This window comes from Pseudomonas sp. Irchel s3f19 (genome assembly GCF_900187555.1).
Taxonomy (GTDB): domain Bacteria; phylum Pseudomonadota; class Gammaproteobacteria; order Pseudomonadales; family Pseudomonadaceae; genus Aquipseudomonas; species Aquipseudomonas capeferrum.
In genome coordinates, this window is sequence record NZ_FYDW01000001.1 from 522,396 (window position 1) to 547,967 (window position 25,572).

28 protein-coding genes are annotated in these 25,572 nt (G+C 63.8%); 20 read left to right on the forward strand and 8 right to left on the reverse strand.

Annotated elements, in window-relative coordinates; all coding sequences use genetic code 11:
* Positions 1–31 precede the first annotated feature (31 nt).
* Entirely contained in the window at positions 32–562 is a 531-nt protein-coding gene (locus CKW22_RS02315) for an RNA polymerase factor sigma-70 (protein ID WP_033699331.1), read from the forward strand.
* A gap of 39 nt (positions 563–601) precedes the next feature.
* Here CKW22_RS02315 and CKW22_RS02320 read toward each other — a convergent pair whose 3' ends face one another.
* Together CKW22_RS02320 and CKW22_RS02325 are read right to left on the reverse strand one after the other, a co-directional pair.
* Positions 602–1,615, reverse strand: a complete 1,014-nt coding sequence (locus CKW22_RS02320) for a GNAT family N-acetyltransferase (protein WP_033699332.1) — start codon at positions 1,613–1,615, stop codon at positions 602–604.
* Between the two features lie 63 nt (positions 1,616–1,678).
* Positions 1,679–2,479: an ABC transporter substrate-binding protein gene (locus tag CKW22_RS02325; RefSeq protein WP_047581306.1), complete on the reverse strand. Its 801-nt coding sequence runs from the start codon at positions 2,477–2,479 to the stop codon at positions 1,679–1,681.
* Positions 2,480–2,650: 171 nt separating this feature from the next.
* Between CKW22_RS02325 and CKW22_RS02330 the strand changes: the two genes are divergently transcribed.
* On the forward strand, positions 2,651–3,202 hold the full coding sequence (locus CKW22_RS02330) for an exonuclease domain-containing protein (protein ID WP_033699335.1): 552 nt from the start codon (positions 2,651–2,653) through the stop codon (positions 3,200–3,202).
* A 75-nt stretch (positions 3,203–3,277) separates the two neighbouring features.
* The gene (locus tag CKW22_RS02335) at positions 3,278–3,562 is read left to right on the forward strand and encodes a pyrimidine/purine nucleoside phosphorylase (RefSeq protein WP_033699336.1); all 285 of its coding nucleotides are present in this window, start codon (positions 3,278–3,280) and stop codon (positions 3,560–3,562) included.
* A gap of 115 nt (positions 3,563–3,677) precedes the next feature.
* Here CKW22_RS02335 and CKW22_RS02340 read toward each other — a convergent pair whose 3' ends face one another.
* Positions 3,678–4,370, reverse strand: coding sequence for an alpha/beta family hydrolase (locus CKW22_RS02340; protein WP_095063700.1), 693 nt, complete (start codon positions 4,368–4,370; stop codon positions 3,678–3,680).
* Between the two features lie 49 nt (positions 4,371–4,419).
* Between CKW22_RS02340 and ccoN (CKW22_RS02345) the strand changes: the two genes are divergently transcribed.
* From ccoN (CKW22_RS02345) to CKW22_RS02425, 16 genes are all read left to right on the forward strand, one after another.
* Entirely contained in the window at positions 4,420–5,844 is a 1,425-nt protein-coding gene (ccoN, locus tag CKW22_RS02345; protein WP_027592920.1) for a cytochrome-c oxidase, cbb3-type subunit I, read from the forward strand.
* Between the two features lie 13 nt (positions 5,845–5,857).
* Positions 5,858–6,466 carry a cytochrome-c oxidase, cbb3-type subunit II gene (gene ccoO, locus CKW22_RS02350; protein WP_033699340.1) on the forward strand — a complete coding sequence of 203 codons (609 nt, stop codon included), beginning with the start codon at positions 5,858–5,860 and terminating at the stop codon, positions 6,464–6,466.
* A 5-nt stretch (positions 6,467–6,471) separates the two neighbouring features.
* Positions 6,472–6,666 (forward strand): cbb3-type cytochrome c oxidase subunit 3, encoded by a 195-nt coding sequence (locus CKW22_RS02355; RefSeq protein WP_033699341.1) that lies wholly within the window; start codon positions 6,472–6,474, stop codon positions 6,664–6,666.
* Positions 6,663–7,604, forward strand: coding sequence for a cytochrome-c oxidase, cbb3-type subunit III (ccoP, locus tag CKW22_RS02360; protein ID WP_033699343.1), 942 nt, complete (start codon positions 6,663–6,665; stop codon positions 7,602–7,604). The genes CKW22_RS02355 and ccoP (CKW22_RS02360) overlap by 4 nt, the downstream gene beginning before the upstream one ends.
* A 368-nt stretch (positions 7,605–7,972) precedes the next feature.
* The gene (gene ccoN, locus CKW22_RS02370) at positions 7,973–9,415 is read left to right on the forward strand and encodes a cytochrome-c oxidase, cbb3-type subunit I (protein WP_047581310.1); all 1,443 of its coding nucleotides are present in this window, start codon (positions 7,973–7,975) and stop codon (positions 9,413–9,415) included.
* The gene (ccoO, locus tag CKW22_RS02375; protein ID WP_003254286.1) at positions 9,415–10,023 is read left to right on the forward strand and encodes a cytochrome-c oxidase, cbb3-type subunit II; all 609 of its coding nucleotides are present in this window, start codon (positions 9,415–9,417) and stop codon (positions 10,021–10,023) included. The genes ccoN (CKW22_RS02370) and ccoO (CKW22_RS02375) overlap by 1 nt, the downstream gene beginning before the upstream one ends.
* A 5-nt stretch (positions 10,024–10,028) precedes the next feature.
* Positions 10,029–10,226: a CcoQ/FixQ family Cbb3-type cytochrome c oxidase assembly chaperone gene (locus CKW22_RS02380; RefSeq protein ID WP_033699345.1), complete on the forward strand. Its 198-nt coding sequence runs from the start codon at positions 10,029–10,031 to the stop codon at positions 10,224–10,226.
* Positions 10,223–11,203: a cytochrome-c oxidase, cbb3-type subunit III gene (gene ccoP / locus CKW22_RS02385; RefSeq protein WP_047581313.1), complete on the forward strand. Its 981-nt coding sequence runs from the start codon at positions 10,223–10,225 to the stop codon at positions 11,201–11,203. The genes CKW22_RS02380 and ccoP (CKW22_RS02385) overlap by 4 nt, the downstream gene beginning before the upstream one ends.
* 340 nt (positions 11,204–11,543) lie before the next feature.
* Positions 11,544–12,959: a cytochrome c oxidase accessory protein CcoG gene (gene ccoG / locus CKW22_RS02390; protein WP_033699348.1), complete on the forward strand. Its 1,416-nt coding sequence runs from the start codon at positions 11,544–11,546 to the stop codon at positions 12,957–12,959.
* A gap of 15 nt (positions 12,960–12,974) precedes the next feature.
* Entirely contained in the window at positions 12,975–13,502 is a 528-nt protein-coding gene (locus CKW22_RS02395) for a FixH family protein (protein WP_033699350.1), read from the forward strand.
* Positions 13,503–13,651: 149 nt separating this feature from the next.
* On the forward strand, positions 13,652–16,096 hold the full coding sequence (locus CKW22_RS02400; RefSeq protein ID WP_033699352.1) for a heavy metal translocating P-type ATPase: 2,445 nt from the start codon (positions 13,652–13,654) through the stop codon (positions 16,094–16,096).
* A 14-nt stretch (positions 16,097–16,110) separates the two neighbouring features.
* A complete protein-coding gene (ccoS, locus tag CKW22_RS02405; RefSeq protein ID WP_033699353.1) occupies positions 16,111–16,326 on the forward strand; it encodes a cbb3-type cytochrome oxidase assembly protein CcoS in 216 nt (71 codons plus the stop codon).
* Positions 16,319–17,002 carry a sulfite exporter TauE/SafE family protein gene (locus tag CKW22_RS02410; RefSeq protein ID WP_095063701.1) on the forward strand — a complete coding sequence of 228 codons (684 nt, stop codon included), beginning with the start codon at positions 16,319–16,321 and terminating at the stop codon, positions 17,000–17,002. The genes ccoS and CKW22_RS02410 overlap by 8 nt, the downstream gene beginning before the upstream one ends.
* A 105-nt stretch (positions 17,003–17,107) precedes the next feature.
* Entirely contained in the window at positions 17,108–18,490 is a 1,383-nt protein-coding gene (gene hemN, locus CKW22_RS02415) for an oxygen-independent coproporphyrinogen III oxidase (protein ID WP_033699355.1), read from the forward strand.
* 186 nt (positions 18,491–18,676) lie between these two features.
* A complete protein-coding gene (gene fnrA / locus CKW22_RS02420; protein WP_033699356.1) occupies positions 18,677–19,411 on the forward strand; it encodes a Crp/Fnr family transcriptional regulator FnrA in 735 nt (244 codons plus the stop codon).
* A 53-nt stretch (positions 19,412–19,464) separates the two neighbouring features.
* Entirely contained in the window at positions 19,465–20,013 is a 549-nt protein-coding gene (locus tag CKW22_RS02425; RefSeq protein ID WP_033699357.1) for an adenine phosphoribosyltransferase, read from the forward strand.
* Between the two features lie 143 nt (positions 20,014–20,156).
* Here CKW22_RS02425 and recR read toward each other — a convergent pair whose 3' ends face one another.
* The 3 genes from recR to dnaX all read right to left on the reverse strand — a co-directional run bounded on the left by recR (position 20,157) and on the right by dnaX (position 23,320).
* On the reverse strand, positions 20,157–20,759 hold the full coding sequence (gene recR / locus CKW22_RS02430; protein ID WP_033699359.1) for a recombination mediator RecR: 603 nt from the start codon (positions 20,757–20,759) through the stop codon (positions 20,157–20,159).
* Between the two features lie 88 nt (positions 20,760–20,847).
* Positions 20,848–21,183 carry a YbaB/EbfC family nucleoid-associated protein gene (locus CKW22_RS02435; RefSeq protein WP_008093501.1) on the reverse strand — a complete coding sequence of 112 codons (336 nt, stop codon included), beginning with the start codon at positions 21,181–21,183 and terminating at the stop codon, positions 20,848–20,850.
* Between the two features lie 64 nt (positions 21,184–21,247).
* Positions 21,248–23,320 (reverse strand): DNA polymerase III subunit gamma/tau, encoded by a 2,073-nt coding sequence (dnaX, locus tag CKW22_RS02440; RefSeq protein ID WP_095063702.1) that lies wholly within the window; start codon positions 23,318–23,320, stop codon positions 21,248–21,250.
* Between the two features lie 123 nt (positions 23,321–23,443).
* Between dnaX and CKW22_RS02445 the strand changes: the two genes are divergently transcribed.
* The gene (locus CKW22_RS02445) at positions 23,444–24,211 is read left to right on the forward strand and encodes an ABC transporter substrate-binding protein (RefSeq protein WP_047581327.1); all 768 of its coding nucleotides are present in this window, start codon (positions 23,444–23,446) and stop codon (positions 24,209–24,211) included.
* 38 nt (positions 24,212–24,249) lie between these two features.
* On the opposite strand, the gene CKW22_RS27450 is transcribed toward CKW22_RS02445, so the two are convergent.
* Both CKW22_RS27450 and CKW22_RS02450 read right to left on the reverse strand, forming a co-directional pair.
* On the reverse strand, positions 24,250–24,420 hold the full coding sequence (locus CKW22_RS27450; protein WP_156311359.1) for a hypothetical protein: 171 nt from the start codon (positions 24,418–24,420) through the stop codon (positions 24,250–24,252).
* Positions 24,421–25,084: 664 nt separating this feature from the next.
* Complete coding sequence (locus CKW22_RS02450; RefSeq protein WP_371856377.1) at positions 25,085–25,558, reverse strand: DUF2938 domain-containing protein; 474 nt, start codon at positions 25,556–25,558, stop codon at positions 25,085–25,087.
* Positions 25,559–25,572: the final 14 nt, after the last annotated feature.

Genomic DNA, 25,572 nt, shown 5'->3' on the forward strand with positions numbered 1-25,572 from the left:
CTCCCCCCCTCTCTGTGACAAGGTGATTTCCATGGCGGAACAGCTATCCACAAGTAAGTGCGATTCACCATTACTCCAGGCCTTCGTCGACAATCGCAGCATTCTGGTCAAGATTGCTGCGCGCATCACCGGCTGCCGCTCACGCGCGGAAGACGTGGTGCAGGATGCATTCTTCCGGCTCAGTGCCGCCCCGCAGATCACCTCGTCATTCAAGGCGCAGCTGAGCTACCTGTTCCAGATCGTGCGCAACCTGGCCATCGACCACTACCGCAAACAGGCGATGGAGCTGAAGTACTCCGGCAGCGAAGAGGAAGGCCTGAACGTGGTCATCCAGAACGCCTCGCCCGAAGCCACGCACATCAACCTTGCCGCCCTCGATGACATTGCCGAAGCATTGAACGAGCTGCCACAGCGCACCCGTTACGCGTTCGAGATGTACCGTTTGCACGGCGTGCCGCAGAAGGACATCGCCAAGGAACTCGGCGTGTCGCCGACCTTGGTCAACTTCATGATCCGCGACGCCTTGGTGCATTGCCGCAAGACGGCTAACCGTCAGGTTTGAATTTATGAGTGTTGGGGGCGCATTGCCCCCCCAGCACTCTCAGACCAGCGTGCACCGATCAAAAAACCGCTCCCGCCCCAGAATCATCAGCGCCGCGCGTTTGTGCGGGAAATCGAATTCCTTCTCGCAATGGAAGCACTGGTCGTGCATGTAGCCGATCATCTTGCCGTTGTCCGCACGCGGCTCGGCCACCACCCGCTGAGTGCGCGGGTCATCGAGGAACAGGTAGTGCACCAGCGCCGATAACCAGCTGGCCACCTTGTGCGGCCCACGGTGCGCCTCCTCCCCCACCAGCATGTGGATGCCGCGGTCGTAATCATCGGCCGCGTAGAACGGCGCAATGCGATCTTCCTTGGCCCAGTACGCTTCGAAGTAGGCGAACGGCTCGTCGTCGAAACAGCCGATCAAGGTGAGGGTATGCGGGTCGGCTTGCAGCTTTGCCAGGTATTCATGGTGCTGCTGCAAGGTGCCGCCCTCCTGCCAGAACTTGTCGACCCGCGGGGTGTTCTGCCAGCGATTGAAGCGTTCCAGGTCCTGATCGATCTCCAGGGTACGCAGCGATACCCAGCTGCCCAGGCGTGCATCGAAACGTCGGTACACTTCGCCACGCGGCTTGGGCGCCCGGCGCGGGTGGCGCTTGCCGTTGCTGATCTGCATCTGCTGGGGGTACACCCCGGCGATCGACTCGCCAAGCCAGGGTTGGGGCAACTGCCAGAACAACGTACGTTCGCACAGGTACACGCCCGCCTGCTCGCCGGGCACCAACAGGCCGCTGACGAGGGCTTCGGGCAGCACTTCGGGCAAGTGCCAGGCCAGGCGCTGGCGGGCGACATCGCGTGCCAGCAGCCAGTAGCAGGCAGCCCACAACGCCTGGTAAGGGCGCTCTGGGCAAAGGCTTTCAAGGTGCACCTCAAGCGCCGCGCCCTGGGCCAGGCGCAGCTGGATCAAAGGGCGACCGGCAAGGGTCAGGCTCAGCCAGCTCTCGCCCTCATCGGCGCTGAGGGTGCGCCAGCGTGGCGCTGACAGTGGCTGCGAAGCGGCATCGAACGGCATGGTCTTGGCTCACGAAAATGAAGAGAAGGCACACTGCTAAAAACGTTGTCGCTGCACGGGAATTTAGTCGCGCGGTGCCTGTACCGTGATCCGGTAGGGCTGAAAGATACGCGTCAGCTCACCATTCTCGCGCAGGGCACGCATCAAGGCCGCGAACGATTGCTCGCCGATGGGCGCGCCAGGGCGCAGCAAAGCGTAGTGGTGATAGACCTGATCGATACGCTGCGAGGCAACCAGTTGCGCCTGGCTGCCCGGGTTACGGTCGAGAAAGTCGCTGAGGTAAGAGCGGGTGACCAGGGCGATGTCGGCGCGGCCGGCCTGCACCATCAGCAGGTTGCTGTCGTGGGAATAGGTCAGCGTCGCATTGAAGGCTTTGCGCAGGTAGTCCGGGTCGGCGTTGAAGCTGGCGAACGCATAGTGGTAACCGTTGAACAGCGCCAGGCGCTTGCCGCGCAGCTCATCGAAGTAATGCGGGTCGCGACCGTTGGCCTTGGCGGCGACGAACACTTCGGCATCTTCCAGGCCCATGTCCACTGTCTGGTGGGCAATCTGCTGCCAGCCCCACTGTGGGTTCTCGAAGACCGCCATGTCGGTGCGGCCCTGCTGCAAATCACCAAAGCGCCGCTGAATGGAGGTGGGCACCAAGACAAAGTGGTAGCCCTGCTGGGAGCGGTTAAGGGCGTCGATCAATTGTGGCAACAGACCCGTATCGGCCCCCTGTTCGGGGCGAACGGTGTAAGGCGGGAAATGCGCGGCACCAATCTTCACTTCGATCGCGTCGCCAGCCCAGCCTGGTACCGCCAACCAGAAGCCGGCCAGCAACAGCAGAGTGGACAAGGCCTTTGGGCCGGGCGCTGAAGTCAAGACGGACACTCATCACGGTTCGTACCTGGTTGCGCCTAAGCTAGGCGTTTTCCGGGCAGGGCACAACAGCTGGTCGCTGGTCTTTGCGCCAAAGCAGGCGGCAAATTGCCAGGGGGTGCCGTAAGGCCCGACATTGGCTACGCTCTAGCAGGATCTGCAAGGGAGCCTGGTATGGGCCATTGGTTGGTGATCGACCTGGAAGCCACCACCGACGATGGTGGATGGCCGGTCACAGAGATGGAAATCATAGAAATCGGCGCAAGCCTGGTGACCCGCGAAGGCCGCGAAGTCGACCACTTCCAGCGCTTCGTGCGGCCCAGGCGACGGCCGCAACTGACGCCGTTCTGCCGTGAACTGACGCACATCAGCCAGGCCAGCGTCGACAGCGCTGCGGCCTTCCCCGAGGTGTGGGCACGGTTCGAGCGCTGGCTGGGGCACCACCGCGGGCAGTTGCAGGCGTGGGTCAGCTGGGGTGACTACGACCGCCAGCAACTGCTTCAGGAATGGCAGCAGCACGGGCTCGACAGCCTGCTGCGCAGCGTGCCGCACATCAACCTCAAGCAGCGCTTCGCCAAGGCCCGCCACCTGCAGCGGCCGACGGGCCTCAATGGTGCCTTGCAACTGGCTGGCATGCACTTCTGCGGGCAGCAGCACCGGGCCCTGGAAGATGCGCGCAACACGGCGCGGCTGCTGCCCTTGAGCCTGCCGGCCAAGGGCACCTGAAAGCAGATGACGACGGGGATGGCCTTGGGCATACTGGCCAGCGCTTTTTCATCCCCCTCTTTTCAGGAGTCGCCCATGTTCCAGGTCAACGAGTACTTCAACGGCACCGTCAAGTCGATCGCATTCGCGGGCGAAGAAGGCCCGGCCACCGTGGGTGTGATGGCACCGGGCGAATACGAGTTCGGCACTGCCAAGCGCGAAATCATGCATGTGGTTTCCGGCGCATTGACCGTCAAGCTGCCGGGTAGCGACAACTGGGAAACCTTCAACGCGGGCGACAAATTCAATGTTGCCGCTGACAGCAAGTTCCAGCTGAAGGTAGCGGTGGACACTGCTTACCTGTGCGAGTACCGCGACTAAGCGATAGCCTGCATCGACCTCTTCGCGGGGCGAGCCCGCGCCCACAAGTACCCCACTGTACTCAGGCTCAGTCAGGTATCTGTGGGAGCGGGCTTGCCCCGCGAAGAGGCCAGCACTATTTCAACAAGAATTCCCCCACCTGCTCGGCCGCCGCCTGCATATGCTGGACATGGCTGAACCCCGAAGCCTTCAACGGCTTCAGGTCATGATCCCCCGCCACCCGCCAGCTCACCTCGATCGCTGGTGACAGCGCATACCCCGCCACCGCCTCACGATTACCCAACGCATCGCGCTCGCCCTGCACGATCAAGGTCGGCGTCTTCAGCCCCGCCAGGTGCTCGACCCTGGGTTTCTCCGGCTTGCCCACCGCATAGAACGGATACCCCAGGCAAACCAGTGCATCCACCCCAAGCTCGTCCGCCACCAGGCTGGCCATGCGCCCGCCCATGGACTTGCCGCCAATGGCCAATGTGCCCGCGACCAAAGGTCGCACCTGCCGGTATACCTCGCGCCAGCACTCCAGCAGAACCTTCTGCGGATTGGGCGGCCGCTTGCCACCGTTCACGCGGCGTTCGGCCATGTACGGGAACTCGAAGCGAATCACCCCCACCCCAAGCGCCGCAAGCCTTTGCGCCATCTCGTTCATGAACCCGCTGTCCATCGGCGCACCGGCGCCGTGGGCCAGGATCAGGCAGCCTTTGTAGCCCTCATCCCCTTGAATTTGCGGAGGATCGCAGCGCAAGCCTGGGACATTTCCGACCTTCGCCCATTGATCCCCGTCAATACCGGCACTTTGCCCATTAATCATGCTTGCCTCGCTCTATAGCCTGCCAATAACCGTGGATGGGAACCCATACATGAACACAACCAGCAGTACCGCCTACAACTACAAGGTGGTCCGCCAATTCGCCATCATGACGGTGGTGTGGGGAATCGTCGGGATGGGGCTCGGCGTCTTCATCGCCGCCCAGCTCGCCTGGCCGTCCCTCAACTTCGACCTCCCCTGGACCAGCTTCGGCCGCCTGCGCCCCCTGCATACCAATGCGGTGATCTTCGCCTTCGGCGGCTGTGCGCTGTTCGCCACCTCGTATTATTCGGTGCAACGCACCTGCCAGACCACCCTGTTCTCACCAAAACTGGCCGCGTTCACCTTCTGGGGCTGGCAATTGGTGATCCTGCTCGCGGCCATCAGCCTGCCGCTGGGCTACACCAGCTCCAAGGAATACGCCGAGCTGGAATGGCCGATCGACATCCTGATCACCATCGTCTGGGTCTGCTACGCCATCGTGTTCTTCGGCACGCTGATGAAGCGCAACACCAAGCATATCTACGTCGGCAACTGGTTCTTCGGGGCATTCATCCTGACCGTGGCGATGCTGCACATCATCAACAACCTCGAGCTGCCGGTCAGCCTGACCAAGTCGTACTCGGTCTATGCCGGCGCCACCGATGCCATGGTCCAGTGGTGGTACGGCCACAACGCGGTGGGCTTCTTCCTGACCGCAGGTTTCCTGGGAATGATGTACTACTACGTGCCCAAGCAAGCCGAGCGCCCGGTGTATTCCTATCGCCTGTCGATCGTGCACTTCTGGGCACTGATCACCCTGTACATCTGGGCCGGCCCGCACCACCTGCACTACACCGCGCTGCCCGACTGGGCGCAGTCGCTGGGCATGGTGATGTCGCTGATCCTCCTGGCACCGAGCTGGGGCGGCATGATCAACGGCATGATGACCCTCTCCGGCGCTTGGCATAAGTTGCGCAGCGACCCGATCCTGCGCTTCCTGGTGGTGTCGCTGGCGTTCTACGGCATGTCCACCTTCGAAGGCCCGATGATGGCCATCAAGACGGTCAACGCCCTGTCGCACTACACCGACTGGACCATCGGCCACGTCCACGCCGGCGCCCTCGGCTGGGTGGCGATGATCTCGATCGGCGCGCTGTACCACACCATCCCGAAAGTGTTCGGCAAAGAGCAGATGCACAGCATCGGCCTGATCAACGCGCACTTCTGGCTGGCGACCATCGGCACCGTGCTGTACATCGCCTCGATGTGGGTCAACGGCATCGCCCAGGGCCTGATGTGGCGCGCGGTCAACAGCGACGGCACGCTCACCTACTCGTTCGTCGAAACCCTGGTGGCCAGCCACCCTGGCTTCATCGTGCGCTTCGTCGGCGGTGCGATCTTCCTCAGTGGCATGTTCCTGATGGCCTGGAACACCTGGCGCACGGTACGCGCGCCGGCCACTGACGCCGCCCCTGCGAACGCCCAGCTGGCCTGAGGAGACACGCCTGATGAAACACGAAGTCATCGAGAAAAACATCGGCCTGATGGCGCTGCTGATGGTGTTTGCCGTCAGCATCGGCGGGCTGACCCAGATCGTCCCGCTGTTCTTCCAGGACGTTACCAACAAGCCGGTCGAAGGCATGAAGCCCTACACCGCGCTGCAATTGGAAGGCCGCGATATCTATATCCGCGAAGGCTGCGTGGGCTGCCACTCGCAGATGATCCGCCCGTTCCGTGCCGAGACCGAACGCTATGGCCACTACTCGGTAGCCGGTGAAAGCGTGTGGGACCACCCGTTCCTGTGGGGCTCCAAGCGCACCGGCCCGGACCTGGCCCGCGTGGGCGGGCGCTACTCCGACGACTGGCACCGCGCGCACTTGTACAACCCGCGCAACGTGGTGCCTGAGTCGAAGATGCCGTCCTACCCGTGGCTGGTCGCCGAACAGGTCGACAACAGCCACACCGAAACCAAAATGCGCACCCTGCGCACCCTCGGCGTGCCGTACACCGACGAGGACATCGCCGGTGCCCGTGACGCAGTCAAGGGCAAGACCGAGATGGACGCGCTGGTCGCCTACCTGCAGGTGCTCGGCACCGCGATCAAGAACAAGAGGTAACTGCGATGGACATGGACATCGGCATGATCCGTGGCCTGGGTACCCTGGTGGTGATGATCGCCTTCATCGGCCTCTCACTCTGGGTATTCAACCGCCGCCGCGACCGTGATTTCGCCGAAGCGCGCCTGCTGCCCTTCGTCGACGACCACCTGCCCCCTGCCGGGCAGGCACCTGCTGCCAAGAGGAGTTCCGGGCAATGACCACGTTCTGGAGTACGTACATCAGCGTACTGACCATCGGCAGCTTGATCGGCCTCACCTGGCTGTTGCTGTCGACCCGCAAGGGCCAGGCCAACGACACCACCGACCAGACCATGGGGCACAGCTTCGATGGCATCGAGGAATACGACAACCCGCTGCCCAAGTGGTGGTTCTGGCTGTTCGTCGGCACCCTGGTGTTCTCGGTGGGCTACCTGATCCTCTATCCGGGCCTGGGCAACTGGAAAGGCATCCTGCCGGGCTATGACAACGGCTGGACCGGGGTCAATGAGTGGCAGAAGGAAATGGACAAGGCCGACGCCAGGTTCGGCCCGATCTTCGCCAAGTACGCAGCCATGCCAGTGGAAGAAGTGGCCAAGGACCCGCAAGCACTGAAAATGGGCAGCCGCCTGTTTGCCTCCAACTGCTCGGTGTGCCACGGCTCGGACGCCAAGGGCGCCTATGGCTTCCCCAACCTGACCGACCAGGACTGGCGCTGGGGTGGCGAGCCGGAGACCATCAAGGCCTCGATCATGAACGGCCGGCACGGCGTGATGCCAGCCTGGGCCGAGGTGATTGGCGAGCAGGGTGTGGCCGATGTGGCCGCGTTCGTGCTGACCAACCTCGATGGCCGCAGCCTGCCGGAAGGGGTCAAGGCTGACGCGGCCAAGGGCAAGGAGATTTTCGCCGGCAACTGCGTAGCCTGCCACGGGCCTGAGGCCAAGGGTACCCCCGCCATGGGCGCGCCTGACCTGACCCATCCGCAGGCGTTCATCTACGGGTCGAGCTTTGCCCAGTTGCAGCAGACCATCCGCTATGGTCGCCAGGGTCAGATGCCAGCGCAGGCAGAGATCCAGGGCAATGACAAGGTGCACCTGCTGGCGGCTTACGTGTATAGCCTGTCGCAGGATAGCGCTGCTGAAACCGTGACCTCCAAGTAGTACCCCCGGGGCTGCTCTGCAGCCCCACCCCTCCCCCGCCGTACGCCCTCCCTTGCACCCCCCCCTAACCGAACTAAGCTTGTTGCCTCAGTGGGCTTCGCTGCCAATCCAGCGAAGCAGACGCGGCGCACAGCCTAGCGCCGTCCGATAAAAAAGCCTGACCGATCGATCAGAAAAAGATGAAAAACGGTACACATTACAAATATTTATTTGTGTACAATCGTTCGAACCCTGACACCGCTGGACACAGGTGAACGGGCTTGGACACGGGTCGGCGTACCAAAGTTGCGTTGCGATAGCCCCGGTGGTTATCGATACTGGCGCCGATTTTTCGACCAACAAGAACATTAAAACCGTGGAACCTTAGAATGAGCACAGCAATCAGTCCGACTGCTTATAACTATAAGGTCGTCCGCCAGTTCGCCATCATGACGGTGGTCTGGGGGATCCTTGGCATGGGCCTCGGCGTCTTCATCGCCTCGCAACTGGTATGGCCGCAACTGAACCTGGACCTGCCCTGGACCAGCTTCGGCCGACTGCGCCCGCTGCACACCAACCTGGTGATCTTCGCCTTCGGCGGCTGTGCGCTGTTCGGCACCAGCTACTACGTGGTGCAGCGCACCTGCCAGACCCGGCTGATCTCCGACAGCATGGCGGCCTTCACCTTCTGGGGCTGGCAAGCGGTAATCGTCGGCGCACTGATCACCTTGCCGATGGGCTACACCACCACCAAGGAATACGCCGAGCTGGAATGGCCGCTGGCGATCCTGCTGGCCATCGTCTGGGTCACCTACGGGCTGGTGTTCTTCGGCACCATCGTCAAGCGCAAGACCAAGCACATCTACGTCGGCAACTGGTTCTACGGTGCATTCATCGTGGTCACCGCGATGCTGCACATCGTCAACCACATCTCGCTGCCGGTCAGCCTGTTCAAGTCGTACTCGGCCTATGCCGGTGCCACCGACGCGATGATCCAGTGGTGGTACGGCCACAACGCGGTAGGCTTCTTCCTGACCACGGGCTTTTTGGGGATGATGTACTACTTCGTGCCCAAGCAGGCCGAGCGGCCGATTTACTCGTATCGCCTGTCGATCGTGCACTTCTGGGCGCTGATCACCCTGTACATCTGGGCCGGCCCACACCACCTGCACTACACCGCACTGCCCGACTGGGCGCAGTCGTTGGGCATGGTGATGTCGATCATCCTCCTGGCGCCAAGCTGGGGCGGCATGATCAACGGCATGATGACCTTGTCCGGTGCCTGGCATAAATTACGTACCGACCCGATCCTGCGCTTTTTGGTCGTCTCGCTGGCGTTCTACGGCATGTCCACCTTCGAAGGCCCGATGATGGCCATCAAGACCGTGAACTCGCTGTCGCACTACACCGACTGGACCATCGGCCACGTCCACGCCGGCGCCCTCGGCTGGGTGGCGATGATCTCGATCGGCGCGGTCTACCACATGATCCCGCGCCTGTATGGTCGCGCGCAGATGCACAGCGTCGGCTTGATCAACGCGCACTTCTGGCTGGCGACCATCGGCACCGTGCTGTACATCGCCTCGATGTGGGTCAACGGCATCACCCAGGGCCTGATGTGGCGCGCCATCAACGATGACGGCACGCTCACCTACTCCTTCGTCGAAGCCTTGCAGGCCAGCCACCCGGGCTACATCGTCCGTGCGCTGGGCGGTGCGTTCTTCGCCTCGGGCATGTTGCTGATGGCCTATAACGTGTTCCGCACCGTACGCGCGGCCAACCCGGTAGAAGCGGATGAAGCCGCCAAGATCGTCGTCGTGGGAGCGCACTGATGAAGCATGAAGCCGTCGAGAAGAACATAGGCCTGCTGGCCTTCTTCATGGTCATCGCCGTCAGCGTCGGTGGCCTGACCCAGATCGTCCCGCTGTTTTTCCAGGACGTCACCAACAAACCCGTTGAAGGCATGAAGCCGCGCACCGCGCTGGAGCTTGAAGGCCGCGACATCTACATCCGCGAAGGCTGCGTGGGCTGCCACTCGCAGATGATCCGCCCGTTCCGCGCTGAAACCGAGCGCTATGGCCACTACTCGGTGGCCGGTGAAAGCGTGTGGGACCACCCGTTCTTGTGGGGCTCCAAACGTACCGGCCCGGACCTGGCCCGCGTCGGTGGCCGCTACTCCGATGACTGGCACCGTGCGCACCTGTACAACCCGCGCAACGTGGTGCCCGAGTCGAAGATGCCGTCCTACCCGTGGCTGGTCGAGAACAAGCTCGACGGCAAGGACACCGCGAAGAAGATGGAGGTCCTGCGGACCCTCGGCACCCCGTACACCGACGCCGACATCGCCGGCGCGCGTGACGCGGTCAAGGGCAAGACCGAAATGGACGCCATCGTCGCGTACCTGCAGGGTCTTGGCACCATCATCAAAAGCAAACGGTGACGCTGATGGATATCGGGATGATTCGCGGCCTGGGCACCGTCGTGGTGATGGTGGCCTTCGTGGGCCTGGCGCTGTGGGTGTTCAACCCGCGGCGCAAGCAGGAGTTCGACGAGGCGACCCGGCTGCCCTTCGCGGATGACCCCGAAGCCACCCGGCACGTCGAGCAAGCGCAAGCAAAAGCTTCTGGGAGCAAAAAACAATGACAACCTTCTGGAGTCTGTACGTCACCGTCCTGACCCTGGGCACCATCTTCTCGCTGACCTGGCTGCTGCTGTCGACCCGCAAGGGCCAGCGCGAAGAGGTCACCGACGAGACCGTCGGGCATGCCTTCGATGGCATCGAGGAATATGACAACCCACTGCCCAAATGGTGGTTCTGGCTATTCGTCGGCACCATCATCTTCGCCCTCGGCTACCTGGTGCTGTACCCGGGCCTGGGTAACTGGAAAGGCATCCTGCCGGGCTATTCGTACCTGGATACCGACAAGCAGACCGAGTTTGCCAACGGCCAGCCGGGCTGGACCGGCGTGCACGAGTGGGAGAAGGAAATGGCCAAGGCCGATGCCCGCTTCGGGCCGATCTTCGCCAAGTTCGCCGCCATGCCCATCGAGGACGTGGCCAAGGACCCGCAGGCACTGAAAATGGGCGCACGGCTGTTTGCCTCCAACTGCTCGGTGTGCCACGGCTCCGACGCCAAGGGCGCCTACGGCTTCCCCAACCTGACCGACAAGGACTGGCGCTGGGGCGGTGAGCCGGAAACCATCAAGACCACCATCATGGGCGGGCGCCACGGCGTGATGCCGGCCTGGTCCGAGGTGATCGGCGAGCAGGGTGTGGCTGATGTGGCGGCCTTTGTGGTCAGCAAGCTCGATGGCCGTACGCTGCCCGAAGGCGTGAAGGCCGATGCCGAGAACGGGCAGAAGATCTTCGCCGCCAACTGCGTGGCCTGCCATGGGCCTGAAGGCAAGGGCACCCCAGCCATGGGCGCGCCGAACCTGACCCACCCGCAGGCGTTCATCTACGGGTCGAGCTTTGCTCAACTGCAACAGACCATCCGTTATGGTCGCCAGGGGCAGATGCCGGCGCAGGAACAACTGCAAGGTAATGACAAGGTGCATTTGCTGGCCGCTTATGTGTACAGCCTGTCGCATCAGGAGCAGGAGCCGGCCAAGGCCGAGTAAGGCAGGCCTGGCCGCTTCGCGGGGCAAGTGGATCGCCGCACCGCCGCTCCCACAGGTACCCCACCGACTATGGGAGCAATGGGTTACATGTGGCAGCGGCGGTGCGGCGATCCGACTTGCCCCGCGAAAGGGCCGGCGAATGCAACCCCAGATGACCTGGATCAATTGACACCCGCCATAACACGATTCACGCCACGAACCCAACGCGACTAAAGGTCGCAGTACGACCCCAGGCTGCCATCACCGGCGTATCATGGGGCGCAGCGCGCTAGCAGATTGCGCGAGACTGCGGCCGGCATGCACTGGCCGCGGCATTTCTCCACTGCCGTGGGACTTGATGATGAGCAAGCAAATTCCGGTACATGACGTCACCCCGCCTGCCAGCAAAGGGAAGGATTCCGTCGACCTCTACGCCGCCCGCGAGAAAATCTACACCCGCGCCTTCACCGGCGTCTTCCGCCGCCTGCGCATGGTCGGCGGTGCGCTGCTGTTCCTGCTGTACTTCGGCACCGTGTGGCTGAACTGGGGCGGCCACCAGGCCGTCTGGTGGAACCTGCCCGAGCGCAAGTTCTACATCTTCGGCGCCACCATCTGGCCTCAAGACTTCATCCTGCTGTCGGGCATCCTGATCGTCGCCGCCTTCGGCCTGTTCTTCGTCACCGTGTATGCTGGCCGCGTATGGTGCGGCTACACCTGCCCGCAAAGCGTATGGACGTGGATCTTCATGTGGTGCGAAAAGGTCACCGAAGGGGACCGCAACCAGCGCATGAAGCTCGACAGGGCGCCCATGAGCGGCAACAAGTTCTTGCGCAAGTTCGCCAAGCACAGCCTATGGCTGCTGATCGGGTTCGTCACCGGCATGACCTTCGTCGGCTACTTCTCGCCGATCCGCGAACTGGCCATCGAATTCTTTACCGGCCAAGCCGATGGCTGGGCCTACTTCTGGGTCGGGTTCTTCACCCTTGCCACCTATGGCAACGCCGGCTGGCTGCGCGAGCAGGTGTGCGTGTACATGTGCCCCTATGCGCGCTTCCAGAGCGTGATGTTCGACAAGGACACGCTGATCGTGTCGTACGACCCGCGCCGTGGCGAAACCCGTGGCCCGCGTAAAAAAGACATCGACTACAAGGCCCAGGGCCTCGGCGACTGCATCGACTGCACCATGTGCGTGCAGGTCTGCCCCACCGGCATCGACATCCGCGACGGCCTGCAGATCGAGTGCATCGGCTGCGCCGCGTGCATCGACGCCTGCGACACCATCATGGACAAGATGAACTACCCCAGAGGCTTGATCAGCTACACCACCGAGCACAACCTGTCCGGGCAGAAAACCCACATGCTGCGCCCCCGCCTGATCGGCTACGCGCTGGTGCTGCTGGTGATGATCGGCGCCCTGGCCACCGCCTTCGCTACCCGCTCGCTGGTCGGTTTCGACGTCAGCAAGGACCGCGTGCTGTACCGCGAGAACGCCCAGGGGCGGATCGAGAACGTCTACAGCCTCAAGGTCATGAACAAGGACCAGCGCGACCACGTCTACGTGCTGGACGCCGCCGGCCTACCTGACCTCAAGCTCGAAGGCCAGCGCGAAATCCGCGTGGCGGCCGGCGATATCGTCAGCCTGCCGGTGCAACTGTCGGTGGCGCCCGAGAAACTGCCATCGACCACCAACGAAATCATCTTCACCCTCAAGAGCGCCGATGACAGCGACGCCCAGGTTGAAGCCAAGAGCCGCTTCATCGGCCCACAGATCCGCTGAGAGAGACTATCGACAATGCCTGCCGCCACCGCTGCCAGCCCTTGGTACAAACACCTCTGGCCCTGGATCATCATCGGCATCCTCACCACCTCCGTGTGCCTGAGCCTGACCATGGTCAGCATTGCCGTGCGCAACCCCGACAACCTGGTGAATGACAACTACTACGAGGCCGGCAAGGGCATCAACCGCTCGCTGGACCGCGAGCTGCTGGCCCAGACCCTCAAGCTCAAGGCCAGCGTGCACCTGGACGACCTGACCGGCGAAGTGGACCTGCGCCTGAGCGGCGACAGCGACCCGCAGACACTGGAACTGAACCTGATATCGCCCACCCAGCCGGACAAGGACCGCAAGGTGCTGCTGAGCCGTGCCGAGGCGGGGCGTTATGTCGGCCAGCTGGACGACAAGGTCGACGGGCGGCGCTTCGTCGAGTTGCTGGGCAGCCAGGAAGGGCAGGTATGGCGGCTGTTCGAGGAAGAGAAAGTGGAGCATGGAGTGACCTTGCTACTGGGCGATGAAGCGCTGCTGGGTGCGGAACACAAATAATCGCGACACTTACCCAACCTGTGGGAGCGGGCTTGGCCCGCGAAAGGGCCAGGCCTGCTTATTGATGTTGACCCTACCGGCCCATTCGCGGGGCAAGCCCGCTCCCACAGGCCCCGTCCCCGCTACTCAATTCAATGCGTGCTTGCCTTATGACCCAACCCACCCCCTGCTACCACTGCGCCCTGCCCGTCCCCGGCGGCAACCGCTTCACCGCTGTGGTGCTCGGCGAACCCCGACAGTTCTGCTGCCCGGGCTGCCAGGCGGTGGCCGAGTCGATCGTCGCCGGGGGCCTGGAGCACTACTACCAGCACCGCAGCGACACCAGCGCCAACCCCGAGGCGCTGCCCAGGCAACTGCAGGATGAGCTGGCGCTCTACGACCGCAGCGACGTGCAGCAAACCTTCGTCCGCCATACAGGCGACCTGGCCGAAGCCACCCTGCTGGTCGAGGGCATCAGTTGCGCCGCCTGCGGCTGGCTGATCGAAAAACACCTGCGCAACCTGCCCGGGGTCGCCGAAGCTCGCTTGAACCTGTCCAACCACCGCCTGCTGCTCAGCTGGGACGACAACCAGTTGGCGCTCTCGCGCCTGCTCGCCGAGCTGCGCCAGATCGGCTACGCCGCCCACCCCTACCAACCCGACCAGGCCGCCGAACAACTGGCCCGCGAGAACCGCAGCGCTCTCAGGCGCCTGGGCGTCGCCGGCTTGCTGTGGTTCCAGGCGATGATGGCGACCATGGCCACCTGGCCTGAATTCAACATCGATCTCTCACCCGAGCTGCACACCATCCTGCGCTGGGTCGCGTTGTTCCTCACCATCCCGATCGTGTTCTACAGCTGCGCGCCCTTCTTCAAGGGCGCGGCGCGTGACCTGCGCACCCGCCACCTGACCATGGACGTCTCGGTCTCGCTGGCCATTGCCCTGGCGTTCGGCGCCGGGATCTGGACGGCGATCAGCGGCAGCGGCGAGCTGTATTTCGATACCGTGGGCATGTTTGCCCTGTTCCTGCTGACCGGCCGCTACCTCGAACGGCGCGCCCGCGAGCGCACTGCGGCGGCCACCGCACAACTGGTCAACCTGCTGCCGGCCTCGTGCCTGCGCCTGGACACCCTCGGCCGCGCCGAGCGCATCCTGCTCAGCGAAGTGCAGCGTGGCGACACGGTGCAAGTGCTGCCCGGTGCGGTAATACCCGCCGATGGGCGCATCGTCGAAGGCCGCTCCAGTGTCGACGAGTCACTGCTGACCGGCGAATACCTGCCGCAACCGCGCCGCGTCGGCGAGCGGGTCACCGGCGGCACGCTGAACGTCGAGAGCACCTTGAACATTGAGGTCGAAGCCCTCGGCCACGACTCGCGGCTGTCGGCCATCGTCCGCTTGCTGGAACGCGCGCAGACCGAAAAACCGCGCTTGGCCGAGATCGCCGACCGCGCCTCGCAGTGGTTTTTGCTGTTCACCCTGATCGCCGCCGTGGCCATCGGCCTGTGGTGGTGGCACCTGGACCCGGGCCGGGCCTTCTGGATCGTGCTGGCCATGCTGGTAGCCACCTGCCCGTGTGCACTGTCCCTGGCCACCCCGACGGCCCTGACCGCCGCCACCGGCACCCTGCATAAACTCGGCCTGCTGGTGACCCGCGGCCATGTGCTCGAAGGCCTCAACCAGATCGACACGGTCATCTTCGACAAGACCGGCACGCTCACCGAAGGCCGCTTGACCCTGCGCAGCATCCGCCCACTGGGCGGCTTGGCCGCCGACCGTTGCCTGGCCCTGGCCGCCGCCCTGGAAAACCGCTCCGAACACCCCATCGCCCGCGCGTTCGGCCGCACTGCCGCGCCTGCCGACGATGTGCAGACAATACCCGGCTTGGGCCTTGAGGGGCTGGTCGACGGCCAGCGCCTGCGCATCGGCCAGGCCACCTTCGTCTGCGCCCTGAGTGGCGCCGAGATACCCGGCGTGCCCGAGCCACGTGGGCAATGGCTGCTGCTGGGCGATCGTCAAGGGCCGCTGGCCTGGTTCGGCCTGGACGACCGCCTGCGCGACGACGCCCCCGCCCTGCTCGCCGCCTGCAAGGCGCGTGGCTGGCGGACGCTGCTGCTGTCCGGCGACAGTTCACCCATGGTCGCCGAGGTGGCTGCACAGCTGGGCATCGACCAGGCCATCGGCGGCTTGCGCCCGGACGACAAACTGGACCGGCTCAAGGCGCTGCAGGCGGCAGGGCGCAAGGTGCTGATGCTGGGCGACGGGGTCAACGACGTGCCGGTGCTGGCTGCTGCCGACATCAGCATTGCCATGGGCAGCGCCACCGACCTGGCCAAGACCAGCGCCGATGCGGTGCTGTTGTCCAACCGCCTGCAGGCACTGGTACAGGCCTTCGACCTGGCCCGCCGCACCCGCCGCAACATCCTCGAGAACCTGCTGTGGGCAACCCTGTATAATGGCCTCATGTTGCCGTTTGCCGCGCTCGGCTGGATCACCCCGGTGTGGGCGGCCATCGGCATGTCGGTCAGTTCGCTGATCGTGGTGCTCAACGCCCTGCGCCTGACCCGGCTGCCAGCTGCGCCGGCCACCAGCAGCCACCGGCAACCCGCCACCGCCTGAGCAGGAGCCGCCCGATGCCAGCCCTTTATGTCATGATCCCGGCCGCCCTGTTGCTGGTCGGTGTTGCCGTCTACATCTTCTTTTGGGCGGTGGACAGCGGCCAGTACGACGACCTCGACGGCCCTGCCCACAGCATCCTCTTCGACGACCAGGACCCGCGCCACCAGGCTGCGGTGAAAACGGACGACACCCCGGCCGAAGACGACAAGGAACCCCCTCCCCGTGCCTGATCTGCTTCCCCTGCTCGGCTCGGCGCTGATCCTTGGCCTGCTCGGCGGCGGCCATTGCCTGGGCATGTGCGGTGGCCTGATGGGCGCGCTGACCCTGGCCATCCCGCCCGAGCAACGCGGCCGGCGTTTGCGCCTGCTGCTGGCGTACAACGTCGGGCGTATCCTCAGCTATGCCTGCGCCGGCCTGTTGCTGGGCCTGGCAGGCTGGGCCGTGGCCAGCAGCCCGGCAGCCCTGGCGCTGCGGGTGCTGGCAGCGCTGCTGCTGATTGCCATGGGGCTGTACCTGGCGGGCTGGTGGAGCGGGCTGACGCGAATCGAAGCCTTGGGCAGAGGGCTGTGGCGGCATATTCAGCCAGTAGCCTCGCGCTTGCTGCCGGTGTCCAGCCTGCCCCGCGCCTTGTTGCTGGGCGCCTTGTGGGGCTGGCTGCCGTGCGGGCTGGTGTACAGCACCTTGCTGTGGGCTGCGAGCCAGGGCAATGCGGGGTACAGCGCGGCGTTGATGCTTGCGTTTGGCCTCGGCACCTGGCCGGTGCTGCTGGCGACGGGCTTGGCGGCGGAGCGCGTCAGCAGCCTGCTGCGGCGGCGCAGTGTGCGCATGGCGGGCGGGCTGCTGGTCATCCTGTTTGGCCTGTGGACGCTGCCCGGGCCGCACCAGCATTGGCTGATGGGGCACTGATAGGCCTGCTGTGCAGCCCCAGCAGCTTTTGATACAAATCAACACAGATTCCTACAGACGCCCCTAGACTCCGGACACTGCTCGCTCTATCCGGGGACCGCCCACATGCTCGACGACCTACGTTGGGATACCGACCTGATCCGCCGCTACGACCTGGCCGGACCACGCTACACCTCCTACCCGACCGCCGTGCAACTGCACAGCGAAGTGGGCTCGTTCGACCTGCTGCACGCCCTGCGCGAGAGCCGTCGTGCCGTGCGCCCACTGTCGTTGTATGTGCATGTGCCGTTCTGCGCCAACATCTGCTACTACTGCGCCTGCAACAAAGTCATCACCAAGGACCGCGGCCGCGCCGCGCCGTACCTGCAACGCCTGGAGCAGGAAATCCAGCTGATCGCCTGCCACCTGGACCCAAAGCAACGGGTTGAACAACTGCACTTCGGCGGCGGCACGCCCACCTTCCTCAGCCCGGTGGAGCTGCGCCAGCTGATGGCGACCCTGCGCCAGCACTTCAACCTGCTGGACGACGACTCCGGTGACTACGGCATTGAAATCGACCCCCGCGAAGCCGACTGGTCGACCATGGGGCTGCTTCGCGAGCTGGGTTTCAACCGTGTCAGCCTGGGCGTGCAGGACCTCGACCCGGCCGTGCAGCGTGCGGTCAACCGCCTGCAAAGCCTGGAGCAGACCCGCACCCTGATCGAGGCGGCGCGTACCCTGCAGTTCCGCTCGGTCAACCTGGACTTGATCTACGGCCTGCCCAAGCAGACGCCAGAAGGCTTCGCGCGTACCGTCGAGGAAGTCATCCGCCTGCAGCCCGATCGCCTGTCGGTGTTCAACTATGCCCATTTGCCGGAGCGCTTCATGCCCCAGCGGCGCATCGACAACAACGACCTGCCGAGCCCGACGGCGAAACTGGAGATGCTGCATGCCACCATCGACCAGCTGACCGCCGCCGGTTACCGCTACATCGGCATGGACCACTTCGCCCTGCCTGACGATGAGCTGGCCATGGCCCAGGAAGAAGGCACCCTGCAACGCAACTTCCAGGGCTACACCACCCACGGCCACTGCGACCTGATCGGCCTGGGGGTCTCCGCCATCAGCCAGATCGGCGACCTCTACTGCCAGAACAGCAGCGACCTCAACACCTACCAGGACTCCCTTTCCAACGCCCAGCTGGCAACCCAGCGTGGCCTGCTGTGCAACCACGACGACCGCCTGCGGCGGGCTGTGATCCAGCAGTTGATCTGCCATTTCGAACTGGACTTCGAACCAATCGAACAGGCGTTCACCATCGATTTTCGCGGCTACTTCAACGACCTCTGGCCAGAACTGCTGACCTTGCAGCGGGACGGCCTGATCAGCCTGGACGACAAGGGCATCCGCATCCTGCCTGCCGGCCGCCTGTTGGCGCGCTCGGTGTGCATGGTGTTCGATGCCTACCTGGCCATGCACAACCGCCAACGCTTCTCTCGGGTGATCTGAAAAGCGAGGCGTTCGACCGCATGGACAAGCGCCTTTGGCCAGCACACTATGGGCACACACAGGGCCTCGACGCGCACCCGCCGAGGCCTGGCCAGCACGCACCACAATAGCGCACGCTGGCCTACACCCTACGCCGTGAGTTACCCTTACGTCTTATGTGTGCTTTCCCACAAGGATCGATTGAAAATGTCCGAGCCAGTTAAACTGCGCCCACATGCCCAGGCCCATTGCAAGGATTGCAGCCTGGCCCCCCTGTGCCTGCCTCTTTCGCTCAACCTGGAAGACATGGATGCACTGGATGAAATCGTCAAACGTGGCCGGCCGCTGAAAAAAGGCGAGTTCCTGTTCCGCCAGGGTGACAATTTCGGCTCGGTCTATGCAGTACGTTCCGGCGCCCTCAAGACCTTCAGCCTCAGCGACAGCGGCGAAGAGCAGATCACCGGCTTCCACCTGCCCAGCGAACTGGTCGGCCTGTCCGGCATGGACACCGAGGCCTACCCGGTGTCAGCCCAGGCCCAGGAGACCACGTCGGTGTGCGAGATCCCCTTCGAGCGCCTCGACGAACTCTCGGTGCAACTGCCGCAGTTGCGCCGCCAGTTGATGCGGGTAATGAGCCGCGAGATCCGCGACGACCAGCAGATGATGCTGCTGCTGTCGAAGAAAACCGCCGACGAACGCATTGCCACCTTCCTGGTCAACCTGTCCGCGCGCTTCCGCGCCCGCGGCTATTCGGCCAACCAGTTCCGCCTGAGCATGTCGCGCAACGAAATCGGCAATTACCTGGGCCTGGCGGTGGAAACCGTGTCGCGGGTGTTCACCCGCTTCCAGCAAAACGGCCTGCTGCGCGCCGAAGGCAAGGAAGTGCATATCCTCGACCCGATCCAGCTGTGTGCACTGGCCGGCGGTGCAATGGACGCCTGAGCCTGGGTTAACGGGTATACTGGCGCAATCGTTTTTCCAGGATACCCGCACCAATGCACAGCGAAGCCTTCGACCTCAAAGCCCTGATCCGCCCGGTAGTGGACTTCCCCAAACCGGGCGTGATCTTTCGCGACATCACCCCGTTGTTCCAGTCCCCGCGCGGGCTGCGCTATGTCGCCGACCAGTTCATCGAGCGTTATGTCGAGGCTGAGTTCAGCCACATCGGCGCCATGGACGCGCGCGGCTTCCTGATCGGCTCGATCATCGCCCACCAGTTGAACAAGCCGCTGATCCTGTTCCGCAAGCAAGGCAAGCTGCCGGCCGACGTGCTTTCCGAGGGTTATCAGACCGAGTATGGCGAGGCCTTCCTCGAAGTGCATGCCGACAGCCTGTGTGAAGGCGACTCGGTGCTGATTTTCGATGACCTGATTGCCACTGGCGGCACGCTGCTGGCGGCGGCGAACCTGGTGCGTCGTACCGGGGCCCAAGTGTTTGAGGCGGCGGCGATCATTGACCTGCCAGAGCTGGAAGGTTCGCGCCGGCTGCAGGCAGCGGGTGTGCCGACGTTCTGCCTGACCGAGTTTTCGCTTAACGAAAATTGAGTTACATACCGGGGCTGCTTTGCAGCCCATTCGCGGGACAAGCCCGCTCCCACAGGTTTTGTGCAGGCCTTACAGGCACCGCAGCACCTGTGGGAGCGGGTTTGTCCCGCGAATGGGCCGCAAAGCGGCCCCAAGATCTGAAATCAGAGTGAAATCGGCCTGCGCCCTGCAAAGGCATGCGCCAGCGTCCCGCCATCCACCAACTCCAGCTCGCCCCCCAGCGGCACGCCATGGGCAATCCGCGACGCCACCAGGCCTTTCTCGTTCAGCAACTGGGCGATGTAATGCGCCGTTGCCTCCCCTTCCACCGTCGGGTTGGTCGCCAGGATCACCTCGGTAAAGGTGCCCTGGGCTTCGATCCGCGCCATCAGCTGCGGCACACCGATCGCCTCAGGCCCCAGGCCATCGAGCGGCGACAGGTGCCCCTTGAGCACGAAATAGCGGCCGCGGTAACCGGTCTGCTCCACCGCATACACATCCACCGGCCCCTCGACCACACACAATTGCGTGTCGTCACGGCGCGGGTCGGCACACTGCGGGCACAGTTCCTGCTCGGTCAGGGTGCGGCATTGGCGGCAATGGCCCACCCCTTCCATGGCCTGGGTCAGCGCCTGAGCCAGGCGCAGGCCGCCGCTGCGGTCGCGTTCGAGCAACTGCAGGGCCATGCGCTGGGCGGTTTTCTGGCCGACACCCGGCAGGGTGCGCAAAGCGTCGATCAGTTGGCGGATCAGTGGGCTGAAGCTCATGTAGACAGGCCTGCAAGTCGGGGGAACAGAATGAACAAGGGAGCAACGACCCTACGGCCGTTACTCCCCATTTGACGCAAAAGGTCGATCAGAACGGCATCTTGAAGCCCGGTGGCAACTGCATGCCAGCGGTCATGCCGCCCATTTTTTCCTGGCTGCTCTGCTCCACCTTGCGTACCGCGTCGTTCAGTGCGGCAGCGATCAGGTCTTCGAGCACTTCCTTGTCGTCTTCATCAGTCGACATCAGGCTTTGGTCGATGCTGACGCGCTTCACATCGTGACGACCGGTCATCACCACACTCACCAAGCCACCACCGGATTGGCCGGTCACTTCGGCGTTGGCCAGTTCTTCCTGCATCTTGGCCATTTTTTCCTGCATCTGCTGAGCCTGCTTCATCAGGCCGGCCATGCCACCTTTCATCATGGGGGTATACCTCGATTGGGTCGTGTGATGCGGCCTGGCACCGGGCCGGCCGCATGGTTATCCGTTACTGGCCCTGATTGGCCAGGGCCTCTACAGGCTCAATAGTATCCTGTCGCACCTTGGCACCGAACTGCTTGATCATCTGCTGGATCAACGGATCCTGCTCGATCGACACCACCGCGTCTTGCTGGCGCTCGGCACGTTTGCGCGAGGCCGCCTGGGCCGGGGTTTCCTGCTCTGGGCGAATCAGCTCGATACGCAGGTTCAGGTTACGCCCAAGGTGCTGATTGAGCGCCTCGTTCAGACGCCGCTGCTGGGTGGCGTTGAACAGCGCGCCCTGGCCAGGGTCCAGGTGCAGCAGCCAGTCGTCGCCGTCGGCGGCCATCAACGTACAGTTTGCCGCGATGTTGCCTGTCATACCGGAGACAGGCAACTGTGGGAATAATTCCAGCCATTGCAGGGCCAGGCCGGTGGCCGGCTTGGCGGCAGGCAGCGGTTCGGCAGCGGGTTTGGCCTGCTCTTCCTGAACATGCTCGGCCAGTTCATCGAGGTAACTGAAGCCGACCGGGTCGCTGTCACCGATGTAATAGTCTTCGTCCGCCGGCGGCTCGTCATCACGGTCCATGCCCGCCGCAGCATAGGCGGACGGGTCGAACGGCGGCTCGTCGTAGGCCGGCTGATCACGCTGTGGCTCGGCCACGGCAGGCTGCGGCGCAACAACGGGCTCGGGGGGGGCAGCAACCGGCTGCACAGGCGCTATAGGCGCTACAGGCTCTTCCCAAGGCAGGTCGATGACCTCGGCGGCGGGCTGCGGCGCCGGTGCTGCGGTCTCTACGGGCGCCTCAACGACAGGCGCGGGCTGAGCAACCGCAGGCGCCTGCTCGACGGCCGGCGCGACCGGGGCCGGCACAGCTTGCGCGACGACCGGCACCACGGGCTCTGCGACTGGCGGCGCAGGGGCCACCAGCGCCGCTGCCACCGGGGTTGCAGGATCAGCTGTGGCTTGGCTGATCCCCACCGGCTTTAGCACCGGCTTCGGTGCATCGTCGGTATCGGCCGGGCGGAAGGCCAGCATCCGCAGCAGGACCATCTCGAAGCCGCCACGCGGGTCGGGCGCCAAGGGCAGGTCGCGACGGCCGATCAGGCCCATCTGGTAATAGAACTGCACGTCCTCGGCCGGTAGCGCCTGGGCCAGCGCCAACACGCGGTCACGGTCGCCCTGGCCGTTGTCCACCGCCTCTGGCAGCGCCTGGGCGATGGCGACACGGTGCAGCACATTGAGCATCTCGGCCAGCACACCGCTCCAGTCCGGCCCTTGCTCGGCAAGGTTGCGCACGGCCTCGAGCAGCGCCCGCGCATCGCCTTCGAGCAGTGCCTGCAACACCCCGTAGACCTGGCCGTGGTCGAGGCTGCCCAGCATGGCGCGCACATCGGCGGCGAGCACCTTGCCTTCACCGAAGGCGATGGCCTGGTCGGTCAGGCTCATGGCATCGCGCATCGAGCCATCGGCGGCGCGGCCAAGCAACCACAGGGCATCGGGCTCGAACGGCACGCTTTCGGCGGTGAGCACATGGCTGAGGTGTTCGACCACCCGCTCCGGGCTCATGTTCTTCAGCGAGAACTGCAGGCAGCGCGAGAGGATGGTCGCCGGCAATTTCTGCGGGTCAGTGGTGGCGAGGATGAACTTGACGTAGGGCGGCGGCTCTTCCAGCGTCTTGAGCAAGGCGTTGAACGAGTGGGTCGAGAGCATGTGCACTTCGTCGATCAGGTAGACCTTGAAGCGCCCACGGCTCGGGGCATATTGCACGTTATCCAGCAGCTCGCGGGTGTCTTCGACCTTGGTACGGCTGGCGGCGTCGATCTCGATCAGGTCGACGAAGCGGCCTTCGTCGATCTCCCGGCACACCGAACAGGTGCCGCAGGGCGTGGAGGTGATGCCGGTTTCGCAGTTCAGGCATTTGGCGATGATACGGGCAATGGTAGTCTTGCCCACGCCGCGGGTGCCGGTAAACAGGTAGGCATGGTGCAGACGCTGGTTGTCCAAGGCATTGATCAAGGCCTTGAGCACATGGGCCTGGCCGACCATTTCGCGGAACGAGCGCGGACGCCATTTTCGTGCAAGAACCTGATAACTCATCGAAAAACCATCGTAGCCTGATCGAGCGGAAGATCGCTAATGCTAGCGGAGCGGGGCCGAAATTGCACCCTGCGCGACTGGTCTAAGCTATGAAACTGGCGCGCTATCCAGGGAGGATGTGCCTTGCGAAGACTGTTGCCCCTGCTATTGCTCTGGGCCACCCACAGCCTGGCCGAACAACCGGTGCTGCGTTTTTCCGTCGCCGAGAGCTGGAGCATGCCGCTGATGCGCGTCGAAGGCGACAAACCGGTGGAGGGTTTGCTGTTCGACCTGATGCAGGCCATTGCCCGGGAAGCGGGTGTACGCCCGGAGTATCACGTACTGGCACGCCTGCGCCTACAGGAGGCCATGGAGAGCGGCGATATCGACGTGCGCTGCTATGTCAGCCCCCAATGGTTTCATGATCGGCCGGGCAATTATGTCTGGAGCATCCCGTTGATTCATCAGCGCGACGTGCTGGTTGGCGGCGCTGGCGAAGTCAGCCCCACCCGCCCGGAACAACTGGCGCCGCAAGCCATCGGCACCGTGCTGGGTTATGCCTATTCGACTTTGCAGCCGTTGTTCGAACAGGGCCGGCTGCACCGCGAAGACAGCCGCAGCCAACTGCTGGCCCTGCAGAAGCTGCACGCGGGGCGGTACCTGCATGCGGTGAGCAATGAACTGTCGTTGCAGTGGTTCAACCACAGCTTGCCAGCGGGGCAGCAGTTGCAGGTGCTGGCGGTGCTGGAGGAGCAGGAGCTGGGGTGCATGGTGCGCAGCGACCCGGCGGTACCGACGCAAGGGGTGCTCAGGGCGCTGGTGCGCATAAAACAGACGGGGGAGATCGAGCGGATCAGCCAGCGGTATGGGGCTGCGGGGTATGCCGGGAATGCCGCAGCGCCAAGGCCGTGATGATGTGATAGCGGCCTTGCGCCCTGCGCGACAATCGGTCAGTGCTGACGCTCAACTCGGCGGCTGTCGCTGTAGGCGAACATCAGGTAGTGGGAGACATTCATCAGCGCGAAGTGCATTGGCACGATGCCTTCGCTGATGGCGCGGGAAAGGGACTTGCCCAGGGGCAGGTCGAAGGTATGGGGTGGGTCGGGGACGATTTTTTTCATGACAGCTCCGTACTGGTTTGGCTGCATCCTTCCGTTTCCACACATTGGGGTGGCAGCTGTAAGCGGGGTGGAAATCCAGGCGTACGGTAAACCCGGTAGGTACGAATACCTCCCGCTCACAGCCGCCATAACTGACAGCTGTCCCGTACACCTCGGGTTTCCACACCCGATCGCTGAACCGACAGCGACCGCAAAAGCCTATGGGGTGGGGTTCCCCAGGACAATCAAACGCGAGTCGACGGGATGCGTAGGATATTTCTGCGAGCCTTACAGGGCATCGGGAAATCGGCTAGAGAAGCGTAGGAACATTCCTGGTTTTAGAGCGCGTTGGCGCTGACAGGCGTCCGCCGGAAGCGCTATGTCGCCTACAAGATCGAGCGCCGCCCGCGCGGCGCATCGCGGGGCAAGCCCGCTCCCACATTTGTTTCGGGCCGGTATCGCCTGTAATAGAGGCGCGCGCCCCCTTGTTTGTCCGACGCGATATTGAGGCGGGCACCAAAGGGCCGCGCGCTAATGCTTCAGGAATAATTGGCCCGAAACAAATGTGGGAGCGGGCTTGCCCCGCGAAGCGCCGCGCGGGCGGCGCTCGATCTCAACGGCCACACAAAACTCACGCCCTGCACCCAGCCCCGCCAACATCCAAAGCCCTACCGCTAACGCCCTTTCAATCAATCGCAACCACAACCGCACTCAAAAACAATCCAACCCCAAACACCGAATGCGTCACCAGACTCTTCAGGCAGTTACGCCCAGGCGTCGGCGTTCTGGAGGCAAAGAACCCTGCCCCCATCAACGGCTGCATGAAGCACAGCGGCGCCGCCACTGTTACCACACCCCACGCCAGCGCAGGCCACAGCGTCGGCGCACTCAGCCAGCCCTCCCCGACCATCCCCACCAACATCACCGCAAACAGCACACCGATGCCATAGTGAATCAGCCAACCCCAGGCCACCTCGTTGGCCACAGGCTCCGCCTTGGCAATCGCCTCATGCCGAGCTCGCCCCTTCATCAAATGCCCCGCCCAACGCCCGACCATGGCGAAATTCAAGGTGGCGATGCCCAAGCGCCGCAGCAGTATCCCCCATAGGTCCATGATCACGGTGGCGCCGACCCCGATCAGCAAAGCGGCTTGTAGCATGGCAAGCGTCATTG

Excerpts from the sequence above, each read along its gene's own strand:
- CKW22_RS02315 (WP_033699331.1), top strand. The coding sequence starts at position 32 with ATGGCGGAACAGCTATCCACAAGTAAGTGCGATTCACCATTACTCCAG.
- CKW22_RS02320 (WP_033699332.1), bottom strand. The coding sequence starts at position 1,615 with ATGCCGTTCGATGCCGCTTCGCAGCCACTGTCAGCGCCACGCTGGCGC.
- CKW22_RS02330 (WP_033699335.1), top strand. The coding sequence starts at position 2,651 with ATGGGCCATTGGTTGGTGATCGACCTGGAAGCCACCACCGACGATGGT.
- CKW22_RS02335 (WP_033699336.1), top strand. The coding sequence starts at position 3,278 with ATGTTCCAGGTCAACGAGTACTTCAACGGCACCGTCAAGTCGATCGCA.
- CKW22_RS02340 (WP_095063700.1), bottom strand. The coding sequence starts at position 4,370 with ATGATTAATGGGCAAAGTGCCGGTATTGACGGGGATCAATGGGCGAAG.
- ccoN (WP_027592920.1), top strand. The coding sequence starts at position 4,420 with ATGAACACAACCAGCAGTACCGCCTACAACTACAAGGTGGTCCGCCAA.
- ccoO (WP_033699340.1), top strand. The coding sequence starts at position 5,858 with ATGAAACACGAAGTCATCGAGAAAAACATCGGCCTGATGGCGCTGCTG.
- CKW22_RS02355 (WP_033699341.1), top strand. The coding sequence starts at position 6,472 with ATGGACATGGACATCGGCATGATCCGTGGCCTGGGTACCCTGGTGGTG.
- ccoP (WP_033699343.1), top strand. The coding sequence starts at position 6,663 with ATGACCACGTTCTGGAGTACGTACATCAGCGTACTGACCATCGGCAGC.
- ccoN (WP_047581310.1), top strand. The coding sequence starts at position 7,973 with ATGAGCACAGCAATCAGTCCGACTGCTTATAACTATAAGGTCGTCCGC.
- ccoO (WP_003254286.1), top strand. The coding sequence starts at position 9,415 with ATGAAGCATGAAGCCGTCGAGAAGAACATAGGCCTGCTGGCCTTCTTC.
- CKW22_RS02380 (WP_033699345.1), top strand. The coding sequence starts at position 10,029 with ATGGATATCGGGATGATTCGCGGCCTGGGCACCGTCGTGGTGATGGTG.
- ccoP (WP_047581313.1), top strand. The coding sequence starts at position 10,223 with ATGACAACCTTCTGGAGTCTGTACGTCACCGTCCTGACCCTGGGCACC.
- ccoG (WP_033699348.1), top strand. The coding sequence starts at position 11,544 with ATGAGCAAGCAAATTCCGGTACATGACGTCACCCCGCCTGCCAGCAAA.
- CKW22_RS02395 (WP_033699350.1), top strand. The coding sequence starts at position 12,975 with ATGCCTGCCGCCACCGCTGCCAGCCCTTGGTACAAACACCTCTGGCCC.
- CKW22_RS02400 (WP_033699352.1), top strand. The coding sequence starts at position 13,652 with ATGACCCAACCCACCCCCTGCTACCACTGCGCCCTGCCCGTCCCCGGC.
- ccoS (WP_033699353.1), top strand. The coding sequence starts at position 16,111 with ATGCCAGCCCTTTATGTCATGATCCCGGCCGCCCTGTTGCTGGTCGGT.
- hemN (WP_033699355.1), top strand. The coding sequence starts at position 17,108 with ATGCTCGACGACCTACGTTGGGATACCGACCTGATCCGCCGCTACGAC.
- fnrA (WP_033699356.1), top strand. The coding sequence starts at position 18,677 with ATGTCCGAGCCAGTTAAACTGCGCCCACATGCCCAGGCCCATTGCAAG.
- CKW22_RS02425 (WP_033699357.1), top strand. The coding sequence starts at position 19,465 with ATGCACAGCGAAGCCTTCGACCTCAAAGCCCTGATCCGCCCGGTAGTG.
- recR (WP_033699359.1), bottom strand. The coding sequence starts at position 20,759 with ATGAGCTTCAGCCCACTGATCCGCCAACTGATCGACGCTTTGCGCACC.
- CKW22_RS02435 (WP_008093501.1), bottom strand. The coding sequence starts at position 21,183 with ATGATGAAAGGTGGCATGGCCGGCCTGATGAAGCAGGCTCAGCAGATG.
- dnaX (WP_095063702.1), bottom strand. The coding sequence starts at position 23,320 with ATGAGTTATCAGGTTCTTGCACGAAAATGGCGTCCGCGCTCGTTCCGC.
- CKW22_RS27450 (WP_156311359.1), bottom strand. The coding sequence starts at position 24,420 with ATGAAAAAAATCGTCCCCGACCCACCCCATACCTTCGACCTGCCCCTG.
- CKW22_RS02450 (WP_371856377.1), bottom strand. The coding sequence starts at position 25,558 with ATGCTACAAGCCGCTTTGCTGATCGGGGTCGGCGCCACCGTGATCATG.